The sequence below is a fragment of the Paenarthrobacter sp. OM7 genome, from assembly GCF_029873575.1.
Taxonomy (GTDB): domain Bacteria; phylum Actinomycetota; class Actinomycetes; order Actinomycetales; family Micrococcaceae; genus Arthrobacter.
This window is the reverse complement of sequence record NZ_CP123580.1, coordinates 78972-95100: the sequence shown is the minus strand read 5'-3', so window position 1 is coordinate 95100 and position 16129 is coordinate 78972. Positions and strand designations below refer to the sequence as shown.

11 protein-coding genes and 1 pseudogene are annotated in these 16129 nt (G+C 60.9%); 4 read left to right on the top strand and 8 right to left on the bottom strand.

Annotated features, from left to right (window positions below):
* Positions 1-255 precede the first annotated feature (255 nt).
* From QEH68_RS22190 to QEH68_RS22175, 4 genes are all read right to left on the bottom strand, one after another.
* Positions 256-573, bottom strand: a complete 318-nt coding sequence (locus QEH68_RS22190) for a hypothetical protein (protein WP_280628076.1) — start codon at positions 571-573, stop codon at positions 256-258.
* Between the two features lie 475 nt (positions 574-1048).
* Positions 1049-2368: a hypothetical protein gene (locus QEH68_RS22185; protein WP_280628075.1), complete on the bottom strand. Its 1320-nt coding sequence runs from the start codon at positions 2366-2368 to the stop codon at positions 1049-1051.
* Between the two features lie 35 nt (positions 2369-2403).
* Positions 2404-3297 carry a nitrilase family protein gene (locus QEH68_RS22180; RefSeq protein ID WP_172323426.1) on the bottom strand — a complete coding sequence of 298 codons (894 nt, stop codon included), beginning with the start codon at positions 3295-3297 and terminating at the stop codon, positions 2404-2406.
* A gap of 26 nt (positions 3298-3323) precedes the next feature.
* Positions 3324-4373 carry an asparaginase gene (locus QEH68_RS22175; RefSeq protein WP_280628074.1) on the bottom strand — a complete coding sequence of 350 codons (1050 nt, stop codon included), beginning with the start codon at positions 4371-4373 and terminating at the stop codon, positions 3324-3326.
* A 117-nt stretch (positions 4374-4490) separates the two neighbouring features.
* On the opposite strand from QEH68_RS22175, the gene QEH68_RS22170 reads away from it, so the two are divergent.
* On the top strand, positions 4491-5558 hold the full coding sequence (locus tag QEH68_RS22170) for a LacI family DNA-binding transcriptional regulator (protein ID WP_280628073.1): 1068 nt from the start codon (positions 4491-4493) through the stop codon (positions 5556-5558).
* An 882-nt stretch (positions 5559-6440) separates the two neighbouring features.
* Here QEH68_RS22170 and QEH68_RS22165 read toward each other — a convergent pair.
* The 4 genes and pseudogenes from QEH68_RS22165 to QEH68_RS22150 all read right to left on the bottom strand — a co-directional run bounded on the left by QEH68_RS22165 (position 6441) and on the right by QEH68_RS22150 (position 12365).
* The gene (locus QEH68_RS22165) at positions 6441-8549 is read right to left on the bottom strand and encodes a hypothetical protein (protein ID WP_280628072.1); all 2109 of its coding nucleotides are present in this window, start codon (positions 8547-8549) and stop codon (positions 6441-6443) included.
* Entirely contained in the window at positions 8546-9889 is a 1344-nt protein-coding gene (locus QEH68_RS22160) for a hypothetical protein (protein ID WP_280628071.1), read from the bottom strand. The genes QEH68_RS22165 and QEH68_RS22160 overlap by 4 nt, the downstream gene beginning before the upstream one ends.
* Positions 9890-10335: 446 nt before the next feature.
* Positions 10336-10524: a hypothetical protein gene (locus QEH68_RS22155; RefSeq protein ID WP_280628070.1), complete on the bottom strand. Its 189-nt coding sequence runs from the start codon at positions 10522-10524 to the stop codon at positions 10336-10338.
* A 1185-nt stretch (positions 10525-11709) separates the two neighbouring features.
* Positions 11710-12365 (bottom strand): annotated as a pseudogene (locus QEH68_RS22150) (ATP-dependent DNA ligase).
* An 89-nt stretch (positions 12366-12454) separates the two neighbouring features.
* Between QEH68_RS22150 and QEH68_RS22145 the strand changes: the two are divergent.
* From QEH68_RS22145 to QEH68_RS22135, 3 genes are all read left to right on the top strand, one after another.
* Entirely contained in the window at positions 12455-13012 is a 558-nt protein-coding gene (locus QEH68_RS22145; protein WP_280628069.1) for a site-specific integrase, read from the top strand.
* Entirely contained in the window at positions 12981-13616 is a 636-nt protein-coding gene (locus QEH68_RS22140; RefSeq protein ID WP_280628068.1) for a site-specific integrase, read from the top strand. Before QEH68_RS22145 ends, QEH68_RS22140 begins: the two co-directional genes overlap by 32 nt.
* Before the next feature lie 851 nt (positions 13617-14467).
* Positions 14468-16111, top strand: a complete 1644-nt coding sequence (locus QEH68_RS22135) for a tyrosine-type recombinase/integrase (RefSeq protein ID WP_280628195.1) — start codon at positions 14468-14470, stop codon at positions 16109-16111.
* Positions 16112-16129 lie beyond the last annotated feature (18 nt).

Below are 16129 nucleotides of genomic sequence, written 5' to 3'. Positions count from 1 at the left end.
TTACCGCTATCCGGCCTTGCCGGCAGATTACTAAGGCATTGATCGACGAAATGGGGGATTATCGCCGTCTGCCACTAATCCGCTGACTCAATTGAAGACCTCTCCTTGGTCCTGCACACGAGTAGTTGGTACTCGTTTTCAAGGGTGCCACCCAAGCCCCCTACTTGGCTTCCGTTCGGAGTCTGGCGTCGAACCAAGTCCGTCGTGCCGCCCGACCAAGGGAGCAGCCAAGTAACTGCCGAAGGCTGGTAGGAACTACCTCTTGAGATGCGGCGGGAGTTCTACCTCATCGGGATCCAACTCCGGACGGACCCGAACGTACCCGACGGGATGTCTGAAGGATTTGCCGGTCCACGCGACGTCGGCCGATATCTCAACGACTATCGGCTCGACCAGCGTCAGCCGCACTGTCCCTTTGTCGTTGCTGAACCTGTTCAGGGAAGTTTCGGTGATCTCTTCGGGCCACGGGTGCCCTGGCCGTGCCGGTCGGAGCTGGCGGCCCAGCTCACGCCCTATCCGCGTTGAGAGCACCGTCGAGCGGCCGACGATCCGTAGCTGTCCATCGACTGGCAAGCCGGCGATGATCGCCTGCGGCTGGGTCAGCGGGCCGATAACGGCCGCGCAGACCTTCTGTAACCAGGAAGCTGTTGTTGTAGGTGCCTCAGCGCAGCGGTTGTAGACGCTCCTAATGGCGCAGCCCTAGGTTCTCTTTGGCCGGGTTATCCGGCACTGCCAAGGAGCCGGGCCGTGTTTCAGTAGACCGAACGCTTAAAGACGCGGCCGGAAGTGGCGGAATCTGCCGCGCGGCGGGGCAACAGGTCAATATGAATGCGGGAGCTGGTGAACGTTCCCCCATTGAGAAGGTGGGAGACCTTGGGCGAGGGTGGGCCGCTGGCATCGGAGGCAGCGCAGGAGAAGTCTTGTTGCGTGAATGACGCTTGGGCTTTGGTCAAGCTGAAGGGAGGACCGCCCCTATGGCGGTCCTCCCTTCATGTGGTGTGTGGTGGCTGGGCTTGCGCTGGTGGGCCAGCGCATCATCGAGGGGCGACTAGGGGATCAACTGCGCGACCAAACCCAGTCCGGGGACGATTATCGATACGGAGATGGCCATCGAGATGGTGTTGCCGATGAAGGGGTGGAAGTCTTTCGGGAGTCGGGCAGAAACGGCGCGGGCTATTAGCGGGCAAAGCAGAGCGCCTGCGATGGCGCCGCCGATGATGGAAAGTGCGCTGCCGTTGTAGGCGAGTACGCTGGCCGGTCCTACGGAGACGACGGAGATGTATGTGGGCGCCCACCCTCCGGCCCGGTAGAGCTTTCTCCAGACGATAACGCCAATGGCTGATGTGAGAGCCTGGACGAAAAGGATCTGGGGTAGGAGATTCGTTCCGTATGCCGGGAACAGTGGGTTCATCAGGAATGCTGCGACGACTCCAACGATCACGCCGATGCTGGCTAGTTCGTTGGCGTAGAACTGGGTTTCGGTGAAGTCAGCGACAACCCTTCGGACTGTCCAAATGGCATCCTTGAGAATTGTGGGCGTTCCAGGAATGGTGCGTACTGGGGCTGGGGGCTTGGTTGGGGCATCGGTGTCCTGTTGTGGAGCGGGTTTTGGCAACCGCATCCAAGGCAGGTAACGGGCGATGATAAATGTGGCCGCAGCACCGATGGACATTGCCAGGGTGTTGGCAACAACCGGGGGCAGGGCGAGAGGGCCCGTCACGAAGTTGATGAGAAGCATGGCGACCGGGGTGGTCGTGGCTGCTCCCAGGATGGCGCCGGTCAGGAAAACCGGCCAACCTTTGCCGTAGACCAAAACGGTAGCGGTTGCAACGCAGACGAACGGCACGAAGGTGGGCTGCCATCCTTCGCCGAGTCCTCCGCCAAAGGCGAGGTTCGACAGGACCAAGCTCAGTGTTGCCGATCCCAGAATCCATGGCCACAGTCCGGTTCCATAAGATATGGGCATCCCGGCCCACCTCTTGCCGCGGCTGCCGGCCCACCATGCCAGCGCTGCGCCTGCCAGCAGGCCGAGAGAGGCCAGCCAGGACTTGTAGAACTGGGGTTCTGTCATGTCGCCAAGGGCCCATTGGGCGCGGGTGAGGAGATCGTTCGGCAGGGGTTGGACCCACTCAGTGTAGGTGGGACCTTGTCCGGTGAACAGGGGAGAGAGTGCGCTGATACCTGCGGTTAGGGCTCCGAAGAGAGCGACGACAGCTGTGGCGCCGATGAGAAGTCCTACGAGGCTGAGTTCGGTGCGGGGCGTTGGCGCCGAGGTTGCCATTTGTGGGGGAGTGCCGAGTTGGGTGTTGGGAACCGGTACGTCGGCGAGCATTTCTTGAGACGGATTTTGTCTCGTGTTGTCGGTCATGGGGGAGGCCTTAGGTCAGGGTCTGAGTGGCTGGACTAGCGGACGAGGGGGGTGCCGTTGAACCCGAGAAGGGGGTCGTAGAGGTCTGTTCGGCGGTCACGGGCCAAATCGTTGAGGTCGTTCCAGATCATGGCTGCCCGGGATGCTGTGAGGTCGAGATCCGCGTAAATGATGGTTTTGGCTTCGGCGTCTGCGATCCCTCCTATCGGCCAGCCGTTCGTTCCGGTGATCAGCGAACAGCCGAGGAACTTGCCTCCTCGTTCTTCGCCGACCCGGTCGGCTGCGACGATTGGGATGGTGTTGACGTGCGAGGCGGACATGGTGAGGTAAGAGGCCATGCAGTTGCCGGCGTCGTCAAAGAGGGGCGGAGGCGTCCAAACCCAGTTGTTGGTGGAGCAGATGATGTCCGCGCCTTGGGCAGCGAGGATTCGTGCTACTTCCGGGAACCAGATGTCCCAGCAGATCAGCAGGCCGATGCGGCCGATTTTTGTATCGAAGACCGGGTACTCAGTGCCAGGTGTGAAGAGCAGCTTTTCCCGGTTCCACAGGTGAGTCTTGCGGTATTTTCCGATGAAGCCCTCGGGGCCGATGAGGACGGCTGTGTCGTAAAGCGCTACGCCTTCTTGTTCCAGGATGCCTGCGACCACGTATGCGTCGTGTTGGCGGGCGGCTTCAATCCAGGCTTGCGAGGTGGGGCCGTCGGGGACAGATTCGGCGTGGAGATATGCTTCTTCCCTGGTGTCGAAGGAGTACCCCGTGCTGGCTAGTTCCGGCAGGACGATGAGTCGTGCACCTTCGCGGGCAGCCTCAGCGATAAGTAGCAGAGTGCTTTCGACATTTGATTTCTTGTTTTCGATGCCGACCTGGGGATCGGACTGTACTGCGGCGACTTTGATTTCGCTGGCCGCCGGGGTGGTTCCTGTGCGCATTTGGCTGGTTCCTTTTGATGTGAGGGTTATTTGGGGTGTGAGTAAGCTGCTGTTGAACTGATGAAGGAATTGCGGACCTCGTCAGGGGTGTCGACATACCGAGTCGGTTCGGCGCTCATGGCAATCCGGATCTCCTCGATGTCAGCACCGGAGGCCACTAGTGCGGCCAGAAGGATGCGTGCCTGACTTGGTCTGAGGTGGCCGGTGGGGATGGCTCCGGCTGACATCAAGTCAGCACCCCCGCCACCTCCTCCGTAGACTCCCCGGATCGGGCCTCCGGCGACCCGGGACGAGACGACGACGGGAATCCCGTTCCGAACGTGTTCGGCAACGGCAGCCACGATGTCGGGATTCGCATTGCCATACCCGGTCGCTTGAAGGACGATGCCCCGCGCGCCGGCCTGGATATTGGCATCCAATGCCACTCGGTCCACGCCGGGGTATATCGCGATGGTGTCGATGCGTGTGGCTCCGATCGCGACTGCACGCCGCGGCCCGTCAGCCGGCGGACTGACTTTTGAATGCACACGCACACAGCGGTCAATCACGATCCCGAACGGCCCATGGTCTACATCGAAGAAGGCTGACAGGGCACTGTTGTGGATTTTGCGTGTTCCTCTTGCCGCATGCAGCACGCCTCCAAAACAGACGAGGACACCACATCCACGGGCATTCGAGGACGCCGCCACAGCAATGGCATCCGTCAAATTCTCGGGACCGTCAGTGTTGGGATCATCAGCGCTTCGCTGGGCACCAGTGAAAACCACAGGACGGGGATCATCGTGGAAAATATCGACCAGCATGGCGGTCTCTTCCAGGGTGTCGGTTCCATGGGTGACAACGACCCCACAGGTGTCCAGCTCACCCAGGGCTTCTCTGACAGCGTCGTGGACGGCATCCATATCAGCCAACGTCATCGAATAGCTATTAGTCGAAAGAACCTGAACGACGTTGACGCCGACACCATCCGGCGTTGCAATGCCCGTCACCAAAGCTGACCCTGGGATGGCGGCAGATTTCACCCCGCGACCATCGGTCGTGCTGGCAATCGTTCCGCCAGTCGTGATGACAACCACTTTTCTCATTATCTGCCCAATCGTTTGCGCGTCGTATCTGAGTCAACCATAAGTGATATGGTGTGGATCACGCAATCGTTTGTGCAAAGTATTTCGCGATTCCAGAAAGCAGGCCTGATGAGCACCGATCCACTGCCGTTCGCAGATGAGGCTGGCCGCCCTACGCTGCGGACAGTTGCCGAGATGGCAGGTGTTCATGTTTCGACGGTGTCGCGTGTGTTGGCCCCGTCGCTCCGGCCCGGCGTTCGGACAGCTTCGAAGGCCACGACTGAACGGATCAAGGCCATCGCCGATTCGCTGGGCTATTCACCGAATCCAATTGCCGCCGGTTTACGCACCAGTCGCAGCTCCTTGGTAGGAGTGCTTGTTCCAAGGCTGACTGACATCGTGCTTGCCACAATCTATGAAGGGATTCACGAGGCTGCCCGCGGTCATGGATACCAGACCTTCGTTGCCAATAGCGAGGACAGGCAACCCGAGCGGGAAGCCGGGGCGGAAATGCTTCTCGCGCGGCGGGTCGATGGGCTGATCCTCGGAGACTGCACACTGGATTCCACGTTTGCGGATTCACTGCAGCAACGCGGCATCCCGTTTGTGCTGGTAAGCCGCCGCTCCGGCAAGCATCCTGCCGTCGTGGGCGATGACTACGCTGGAGGCCGGCTCGCGGCCGAACATCTGCTCTCTCTCGGACATGCCGATGTGGGGATAATTGCGGGCGAGGCCTACGCAAGCACGGGTTTCGACAGGACCGCAGGGTTCGTGGACGCCTACGCGGAGGCAGGAATCAACATACCGCACTCCCGGATAGTTCACTCCAGCTTCGACGTCATAGGTGGGCGGGAAGCATCGACCCGGATCTTCGCCAGCAAACCCTGGCCCACAGCACTGTTTGCAGTAAACGACTTCGCGGCCATTGGAACATTCGGCACACTGCGCGGTCTGGGACTCCGCGCCGGGGAGGACATTGCTGTCGTGGGCTACAACGACACCGTCCTGGCCGCTGAACTCCCCGTTCCTCTCACGTCCGTACGTTCCTCAATGCGTGAGATGGGCGAAAAGGCTTTTGAACTGCTTCTTTCCCGCCTCAACGGTGAGCCCGTCGTATCCCACATAATCCCGCCAACCCTCGTTGTCAGAGAATCAAGTTCCGGCGCACGTTCAAACCTCAGCGTCGGAAGCACCTAGATCGCAACTCCGACCTGACCTCACAGCCGTAATTCGACCAGAGCGCCACGCATGCCGACTCCAAGGACGTGGACCCTTCTACCGACGGAACCTGACGCACTTTGTTCTGAAGATGCAATGTCATGGAAGCCTGGCGAGGCGGCCATTGCTGGGTTTTGAAGGTGTCTAGAGGAACTCTTAGCGGTCTGAATTGATGTGGACACGGAATGGCGCTGGTGGGCATGGAGGAACTTTATTTCCCCGGGATTTTCTAGACCTCGATGCAGGAACGCCACAGGGAATCGTCCCGCTGCTGGCCACTTCGGCCCTGTTTCGGCTAGGGCACTCCCCATCTACACTCATGGGCGGAGTCCCCTTCCTTCCAGGGCCAGGACTTCGCCGAGCCACTGATGGCTACGGGCCTCTTCCAGGCGTTCTTCTGCGTGGACGGTCACAATCCTTCAGACGATCGGCCTGTGCCGGTCCACCTGCAGACCTCTGTGTGGCCCCTCTCAAGAGCTAGCTGTGTACGGCGATCGGAATGACCCTCTCTCGACGGGCCAAGTTGTCTTTGAGTGCGTCCCTTTCTTCGAGCACGTTCAGGAGGGCGTTCGCATAGGCTGTCGAGGTCCCGGTTAGCTGCGACAAGCCGGGCATTGCGTTCCCGTTCGTGGGCCACGGCCTTTCGCAAGATTTCGACCTCGGGTTTTGTCCGGTTCAGTTCCCTTGCGCGCTTTTGGAACAGTGCGTTGAGGTCGGGGTTGTCGTGGGTCAGGCGATGGCGCTTGACGCCAGCGAGCTCGACTAAGCGAAGACTTGTGAGCGGACCGGGGACCCCGCCTTCCAGTAGATTGCCCATGGCTTGCTCGAGGGCTTGCCGGGTCCGTTCCTTGTCCGGGGTCGTCACAGGGTGCCCTCTCCATGGGTGTCGATGATGCCTTGGATTGATTCTCTGATGGTGGTCGTGCGCTGGTGACGGATACTCGGGGCCAAGGAGTCATCCGGAAGGCGCTCAAGCCTTGCGCGAAGTTCATCGATGTCCTGGCCGGTCCGGGCGATGTTGGCGCAGGATGGCTGACATTCACTCAGATCGGGGCCCTCGGCCGTGGCGGTGATGCAGCGTGCCTTGGCGAGATCGAAGACGCAATGCAGGCCACGACCGGGGTGTACCTGGAGCACGGGATCTTCGAGAAGTTTCCGTGCCTGGCGGCCGGTGAGGAGGACTTTGCCGGAGAACTTCTCGCCGGTTGCGTGGACTCGCCTTGCGAGTTCGGCGGCGGCCGGCCCGCTGACGTGGCCCCCAGCGTCAAGGTAGGCTTCGAGGTCCACCGCCTGATCGATTCGTTCAAGCCACTGTTCAAAAGCAATCTCGTCAGGGAATCCTGAGGCGTAGTTTCCTGCGTAGCCCTGAGTGACATGGACATTGATATGCCCGTATTGGATGGCGGCCGCGACCAAGCCGCGGGGCCGGCGTACGATGTGCCAGGCGAGGGTTCGGCGGAACCTGCTAGGGGTGATGCGCCCATCGGGATCGTTTGGGATGGTGCCGGGATAGTTGTGCCGGTGACAGAAATCGTTGACCCATTCCATGAACGAAGCGATGTCCAGTGCCATTTGCGTGGCTGTCAGGGCTTGGCCGGGCCGTGATCTGATGATCTTGCGGGTACTCGGGCGGGTTTCCTTTGGCCGGATGCTTCTGGGAAAGAGTAAACGTCCGTCACCGAGTTTCTCCGCGACGGTGATTGCTTGTGCGACGAGGGGATGGACAACCCATGGATTCGCCCGCGGTGCTCCTTCCTCTGCCTTCCCACCATCTGTTCCGGTTGCTCCCTTCCACCGGGTGCCTCTAACTGTCCACTGGTTCCGCTCGGGATCGTGAAGGAGGCATCCGGCAGTGAGGTTCAGGATTTCTCCTGGCCGCATGCCAGAGAGATAGGCGGTCACGACGTAGCAGGCGGTGAGGAGCAGCCGAGCATAACCCAGCGCGTCGTCGTACTTCATAGGACCTTTGTGCCAGGGGATTCCGTCGATGGTCGCGGTACAACCCGGGGTCAGATAGGCGTCGTGGTCAATCCTGATGCCCGAAGCTTCGATAAAAGGTCGGTCGTATTTGGCGTGGGTCGAGCCCAGCGTGCCGGTCAGTCGTCCGAGATGGGCCCATCGGACCTCATGTGAACCGTCGGGAAGCACCCGGCCTGGTAGCCCCAGGCCTGCTGCGCGATGCTGCCCCATGACATGCGCCAGCTTCTCACGGCGGCGGGTCTCATACAGCCTTTGGCCCACTGGACGGTATCGGGCGCCGCCCTTGAGGATCCTGCTGTATTCGTCGAAGTTGGGGAGGATGTCCGAGGAGATCTCTTCCACGAACCGGATTGCCCATGTCAGGAGTGGGACGAGTGTTGCGTCGCTGATCCGGGGAGTCCTGTTGTGTGGCTGTTCTTTTGAGCGGCCGCCCAGCAGCTCCCTGGCGGGTGCATCGTCCCAAGGTGGCGCTTGCGGCATGGCCAGCCGATGTGGGACGACATCCCGATACGCCCAGAGCCGTCGAACTTCAGCTACGGAGTGTTGTCGGGAACCGTAGGACACCCCGGTATCGGCTAGGTGCGCCAGGTACTCATCAAGACGGGCCGCGTCCATCTCGATGAAGGACTGCAGACCTCGTGCGCGAGCCCAAATAATGAGCCGCTCGATCGGGCCCTTCACGAAGGACACCGATCGCAGTGAGCAGCGTACCCCGGCGCGCGCGGAAGCCAGGGCGCGCGGTGCTTCTTCGTTGATCAACTGCCACAGGTACTCCTTGACGGCGTTCCGCCATGGCTGCGGAATTCGTTGAAAGTTGATGGTGGTTGAGTCGCTGTGGTCCTCGAAGATCCCGGGAGTAAGGTCCCACCGGTCTTCGCCGAATCGTGACAGTGTCTCCGGGTCGATTTCCGGCCGTAGCGGGCGGCTGAGCAGGACGGGGGTTCCGGGCAGTGGTGCTTTTCGGGTCGGTGCGATGGCGTGGGTGCTCAAGGGATCTCCAATTCATTTTCAAGGAGCGCGTGGACGAGGCGGTTGTCTTGGTCGGAGGCTCTGCTGGCTTCCACCGCAATGTCTGCGTGCTGGAGCTGAAGGACATCTTCGAGTCGAGCGGCGGCGGGTGCGAAACGGTGGTCCCAGTGCGATGGCGGCATCTGGATGCGTCGTCGCCGGAGCTCGGTCAGCATCAGGGCTTGAATTGGCACGTGCCGGGGTTCGGTAAGTGAGCACGGGCATGTCAGGCACAGCAGGAATGATGCCGTGCACGGCTTCCCTTGCTCGCTGTAGGGGCTGTGTTGGTTATCCACGCAGGCGGTTCCGACGGTGTCGAATCTCCCGGTGAGTACTTGTCCGAGGATCTCCTTGCTGACACCGAATTTCTTCGCTATCCCTGCTGCGTCGTCAAGGGCAGCACGGCAGTCTTCATCGCTGAGGGTGCGGCTCAGGTTCTCGGCGCGGATCCTATTGACCTCTCCCTTGAGAGCGCCTGCTACGACGTCCTGGTAGGTATGGAGCGATGTTCGGTCTCGAGCGAGGTAGGTAGAGGCCAGCGTGGAGCTGGTTTGGGCCACCGGGCGCTGATGCAGCTCGAGGAAGGTCCGGCGGAGCCGACGTGAATCCACACGCTGGGGGATGCCGTCTTTGTCCGGGAAGCCCTCCAACGGGCAGAACAAGCCAACAGCAGGGGTGCGGTAACCCAGACTCCCGGGGGTGCCTAAGCGATAGCTGAAGGAGTGGTAGACGATCAGATCGGGATAGTCGAGATACTGTCTGGCGTCACGGCCGAGCTCAAGGGCAACATCGTAAACGCCGTGGGCTGAGCCGTAGTCGTCGCGATCCATCCTCGGTTTATGCCGGGTGGAAAGAATCAGGTCCATTTCTGATCGACGTGGCCCGCGCCGCGGTTTGCTCCCACGGGTGACCAATGCGGGAAGCTCGCCAGGAGCTGTCGCCGTCGTATGTTCGGCGGTCATTCCCAGCACTGTTGATGCATTCAGTCCCGTCATGCACATCATCAGGATGGCCATGGCTTCGGCTTCGAGCCGTGAAGGATGCAACTCGGAGACCAGGCCCGCGCAAGACGTGTACCGCACCTTGCCGCATGGTTTTCGGGGGACGCCCCCATGAGCTTCGATGTACGCCAGTTTCGCGGCCTTCGGTCCCTTCCGGAATGAGGTCTCGCCCGGGCGAGGGTTTACGGATAGGTAATTCTCGATCTCGGACCGGGCTGCACGAATACGCGCCAGGGCCGCGCGGACGATACGTCTTGCCGCACGGCGGATTTGACGGAAGTCGGCCTCGGTATAGGCCTCGATGGCGGCACGGGGTGACACCGCCCGAACTGGTGTGTAGAGGGCATCTCGGAAGTCATTCGGAACCTCGTCGACCCCTCGAAGGACCGCTCTGAGGGCATGAATGACGACTAGGCCTTCTCTGGTCCCGAGCATGCGAAGCTCAAGGATGTAGCCTGCCCTGAGCTGACTTACGTGTGCAGCCGGTTTCGGACCGGCACGGATGAGGTTCGCGAAGGTGCGCAGGTTTTCAAAGAGGCCCTCGGCGGACGGTATGGTCCGCCGCGTCCCCGATGGTCCCGTCGCTCGTGCGAAGCCTGCGGCAAGTTCCCGGGTCAGCACGGGGGGCAGCTTGAGCCTGCCGAAATGGAAGTCACGAGAACCCCTTCCGCGCTCCGGATATACCCGAACGAAGGGAGCCTCACCTTCGAGGAAGAGCGTCTGAGGTGTTGAGTATCCCGCCGTCGGCAGGGATGCCGGCCGTCCCGTCACGTCCGGTCCGCGGGGTCGAGCAGGCGAACCCGGGGATCGGAGCGCAGGAACGCCAGGACACCGTCCCCGCTTAGCTCATCGCCGCTGTGTGCCATGAGGAACTCAACGTCCAGCCCGATGAAGGGTTCGAGATAGATGTTCCTGGTGGTGTTCACGTCGGAATGGCCGAGCATTGTCTGCACCAAAGACCATGTGTCGCCGAACTGCTCGCGGAAGTCTTCCAGCCGAGATGACCCATTCGTACCTGTCGGCGCTCCCATATAAGCCGTCCGGCGGCGTACCATTTCAGCGCGAAGCTGTGCCGGAGCATGTGGGGATGGCATTCGAGGCGGTCGATTCCGGCCTTCCGCACCCGTTTATTGGCTAAGGCGAAGGACTTGTACCACGCGCTTTTCGCCCGTGGTGATCCGTCTTCGTTCAACCACAATGCCAGCGGTTCCAGACCGTCCGGTCCTTCGAAGAACAGCAGTCTCCGTTCTGCCGGGAACAGGTCGTTCAGAGCCACCTGAACATCACCTCGACCCGGTTCCCTCATCCGCATCAGGCCTCGGTTGCTGATCCCTTGGACAATCCGGAGTCCAGGCAGGGTTTGATATAGACCGCTCTCTTGTCCGCGGCGAACCGCGGCGGCCCGGTCGGTCTGGACGTAGTGCCATATGCCATCGAGCGCCTCGCGACCCATCCAAAAGCGTCTACCCCTTCCACCCTTTGCGCAGCTGGCCGCCAGCCGAGCGGATGCATATGCTTTCGCGACACCATCGGCAGGGAGCTCGCTGATAAACATCGAGGAGAGCTCCTGCAAGCGGAGCCCGGTCCCGTAGAGGCCGTCAACGAATGCGGTATCCCGCGTCTGGGATCGTGGCCTCCAGCGCGTTTTCTCAACTCCGCTGCGGTCTTTTCCATGGACGCCGATGTCACGCCAGAGGCGGAACGCCCCAGGGGAGAGCCATTTGACGTCCGCTGAACGGATTGCCGAGGCCTGAGCCCGGGAATCACGCACCGCAGCCCGGTTCCCATTCCAACTTTGCGTATGTACCGGAGGTAGAAGCCGATGGGCGCCAAGACGAACCGCGGCCCAATCATGGAAGGCAAGGATTGCCGCGAGGTCACCCTGCCATGTCGCGCCCGAAACACGTCGAGGATTCGCCAGATCCGAGGTCCTCCAAAAGCGATAGTCGAAAAGATCGCTTTCTGAAGTTCCTTTCCATTCCTTGCCCCGAAGCTCGAGGAAATTGAACCAGGACCGAAGGGCAAACGCGTACTTTCGATTCGTTCCGGACGCTAAACACCGCATCCGACCGCTCGCAAAGAATCTGTTGCCCGCATCATGTGGAATGCCGTCCTGATTCAGAAAGAACGGGCGCCCAGTATCAGGGCGCACTCCATGCTCGCCCACACGGACCAGCAGACCCCCATCTGCTACCGGGGAAGAATTCTCCGCGAAATGCAGCCACCACGTCCCACCCACAGATTCGACCATGGCCTGACAGTACGACCGATCTCTTGAATGCCCTGTGCAACACGCAAGACATGGCGAGAGAACACACCACGTCCGTGACGTCTTTGTGCTTGACCTTCAACCACGCCCTTGCCCCGGGCTCGTAGGTCTGGGCTCCGCCCTTGACCACGAGCCCTTCCACGCCGGTGGCGGGCAAATCCCGCAGCCAGGTTTGTGCCAGCTCACGGTCTGTTGTGGTGGGGGAGAGGTTCAACGGGGCGGTCCATTCCCGGGCAAGCTCCTCGAGCAAGGACCGGCGGCCGGCGAACGGCACGCTCCTGATGTCCTGCCCGGCGACGGCCAGAACGTCGAAGGCCGCGAAAGAGGCCGGCAACTCATGAGGGCCGGCATCGCCGCCCGGGATGTGACCATCCGCCGCTGCAAGGCGTCGAAGTCCAGACGGTCCCCGTTCCAGATGACGGCTTCACCGTCGATAACGCACCCTGGCGGGATCTGCGCCGCAGCGGCAGCGGCAAGATCAGGGAAAACCCTCGTGAGTTCTTTGCCCTGCCGGGACCAAAGCGTCACGGATTCGGCGTCGACGACAAGGACCGCCCGGCATGTTAACTGCACTTTGAGTTGGCTTGTTGGTCATCGTTGAAGGGGAGGCTTAGCACATGGAGCAGCTGGGGAGAGTCGTGGAACCGAAGCAAGGTCTACCCTGCAGGGTGGTGTTTCCGGATACGGAGCATCCTGCGGCGACTTCGTTTCTAAGGGACTTGTCAGCTTCTGATTGCTCTCCCGCGACTCTGCGCAGTTACGCTTACGACCTTCTGCGGTGGTTTCGATTTCTTCACCAGAGGTTTACGCCATGGGAGAAGGCTGAACGACTGGATGTTCGGGCGTTGGTTGAGTATATGCAGGCTGCCCCGACAGCTAATGCCCTCCGTCGGGGCCTGGATAAGCCGGCTCCTCTGAATGCGGTTACAGGTAAGCGGGGCCAGGGTATGGCATTTTCGGCGAACTCCATCAACCATCAACTGACCGTACTGTCGAGCTTCTACGATTTCGCTCTGGAGATGGATATGGGGCCGCTGGTGAATCCCGTTCCCCGGCAGAGAGACGCCGGATCGCGACTAAACGCGCACCACAACCCGATGGAACCATTCCGGGTCTCTCGCCGGGGGACCCTATCGGCAGCGTGTGCCGCGTCCGGCATGGCGTGGAATTCCTGACGATGCCGTATCTGCTATCTTCACGGAGTTGAAGCACCACCGTGATAGGGCCTTGCTTTCCTTCTGGCTTAGCAGTGGTGTCCGTGCGGAGGAACTACTTACCCTCCGGCACGGAGACTATGACTTCGGGGAGCACACCTTTGTTGTGACAAGCAAAGGCACCAGGAATCGTGACCTCGTCCCAGCCAGCGCTGATGCTTTCGTTTGGTTGGCCCTGTATATGCGGGAAGGGCAGCCAGCTTCACCAGGAGATCCTGTGTGGTGGACTCTTGCCCCGAGGAACCGGAGGCCACTGACGTATGGTGCGGCGCGGCGGATGTTCAGTAGGGCGCAGAAGTCCCTTGGTTCGAACTGGACTCTGCACGATCTGCGGCACACTGCTGCTGAACGAATGATTGGAGACCCTGCGTTCACGCTGGTGGATGTCCAAACAGTTCTCCGTCATGCCCAGGTCACTACGACAACTGTCTATACGCAGCCGAGGATGGAAGATGTGCTGCAGAAAGTCCTGGAGCATTACGCCAGACCGCGGCCACCAGCGCAGACCATTGAACCGGAATATGACGGTGCTGCCGTCCGCGAGCTACTGGGACTGGGCGAATGATCAGTACCAAAACCACAACGGATCCCCGGTCGCCAGCAGGAATTGCAGCGGCCGAGACCTATCGGCGGGGAAGGGAACTCCGGCTTCCGGCTGATAGCGCCCTCACCACTGTTAACAGGGCATGGCCGCGGCAGGCTTTCGACGGGGGTGTTCCTGCCCCGGCCGGTCAGGACGAGCAGCTTCTCGGCCTTCAGAGTCTTGGGGTAGAGGAAGCCATCGAATGGGCGAGGAAATCCACTCTCACCTACGGCTTGTCCCCAGCAAGCTTGACGAAACGGGTTGCGGCATTAGGCCATGCCCTTCGGTGGCTGAACGAGTTTCCCGGCAGTACTTGGGAGGAGCGCTGGTTAGCCTCCGGACTGGATCAAGCCCCACGTGAAGGGTTGAAGGAACTCAGTGAGCGGCTGTCAGTCGGACAGGCGTACCTCAGCTCCGGCATCAGCGCTCTGGTCCGGGCGCGGCTCATTCGTCCTTCCTACGAGTGGATGTTTTCCGCCAAGAACTGGATCCGAAGCCAAAGCCGTGGTTCGTTGTCCTTCCTCGAAGTTTCCGAACCAGCTGAGACAGCACGGTTACGCGCGCTGCCGGAGTACCAGCGGGCCCACGAGCTGATCCGACGAAACGCCGAGAATGCCATCACCAGGATTTTGGTCCGAACAGGAAAACGACTTTCCCAACTGACTGGAGAGGACGTGCTCGCGTACTCACACATCGCACGGTCCACCCGCCACGCCAAGGAACACCTGGCGTGGGAACTGCTCGTCGCATTAGGCCCGCTTGCGGAAGAACCGCCCACACTGCGTGCAGCCTGGCACGCCAGCGTCTCCTCACGCCGCCACACTGTCAAGACCTTGGTTGAGCGATACCGGATCCCGGAATCGGGCGTCCGTGACCTGCTCATCGTCTACCTTGAAGAACTCAAACCCAACATGGACTACGGGTCACTTGAGGGAATTGCTTACCGGCTTGTTCGCTTGTTTTGGGCCGAAGTCATCGATATTAATCCTGAACAGGCGGACCTTCGGCTTGCCCCGGAAGTGGCCGCGCAATGGCGGGAACGGATTCACCGCACCCTTGCGGGACGACCCCGGAGTGATACCGCATCAACCTACTTCGCCATCAGGGCTCTCTACAGGGACATTGCCGAGTGGTCTCATGATCAGCCTGAACGGTGGGCGGTCTGGGTCGCCCCCATCCCGTTTCCGCGCACCGAGTCCAGAAGCGTCTCCAAGCAGCGCAAACATGTCCAAGCCAGAATGCAACAACGAACCCGCTCTCTCACCCCGCTGCTGCCGGGATTCATGCGCTCGGCTGCCGCCCTCCGGGAACGAGGCACGGCCCTACTGGCCGCGACATTGTCCGCGCGCCACGGCGAGATCTACGCCGTCGAAGGCATAACTTATCGCCGGCACGACCCGCCGATACTCAAATCATCGAGCATAAGGGCTCGGGTCTGGGCTGAGGTGGTCGCTGCTGATGAAGGCTGCATCCCGCCCACGCCGGTTGGTAAAAAGACTGACGTCACTGCTGTCGAAGCAGACGGATTTTGGGGGTGGGCGGTCGCGTCGACCCTGAAGGAAACGGGCATACGCCTTGAGGAACTTCAAGAACTGACCCAGCTCTCTCTGCGGCACTATGTCGCACCGACCACCAGCACGATCGTGCCGCTGTTGCACATCGTTCCATCGAAAACCGACCAGGAACGTCTCGTACCGATGTCGCCGGAGCTGGTCAAGGTGCTTGTTGATGTCCAACGGAGGGCTCGAGGAATCGGGCAAACTGTACCGCTGTCCGTTCGCTATGACCCGAATGAAAAGACGTTTAGTGATCCGCTTTCTCATCTGTTCGCACGGCTGGTAGGGCCCACCCAAAACGTGCTATCCCACACCTACATCAGCCGGGTGCTGAACGCCATCGCGGCCCACGGGCGCCTTACAGAAGCCGGCACGCCGGTGACTTTCACCCCACACGACTTCCGCAGGCTCTTTGCTACCGAGCTCGTTGGAACCGGTCTGCCACTCCACATCGTCTCCACGCTTCTGGGCCACCTCAACCTGGAAACAACCAGAGGGTACACAGCGGTCTTCCCCGAACACGTGATCCAGGCGCACCATGCCTTCATCGAGCGCCGACGGAAGGTCCGTCCCGACAACGAGCTTCGCCCGGCATCAGCTGAAGAGTGGAAGGAATTCGAACAGCACTTCCTGCTCCGAAAGGTGGCATTAGGTACGTGCCATCGTCCCTACGCCACTCCATGCATTCATGAACATGCATGCGTGAAGTGTCGCTTCCTGCAAGTGGACCCAGCCCAAATCGGCCGTCTTGAAACCATGACCCTGAATGCAGAGGAACGCCTCGCGGAAGCGCGTGACCACCAATGGCTCGGAGAGGTTAGCGCACTCGAAGAGAGCCTCGTTCACCTCCGTAGGCGCAGCGGCGAAGCAGAGCTGATTCGCCGGAACCCGGCCCCGGCCGAAGTGTCTCCCACGGGTTAGGGCCATCGTTTCGGCGGC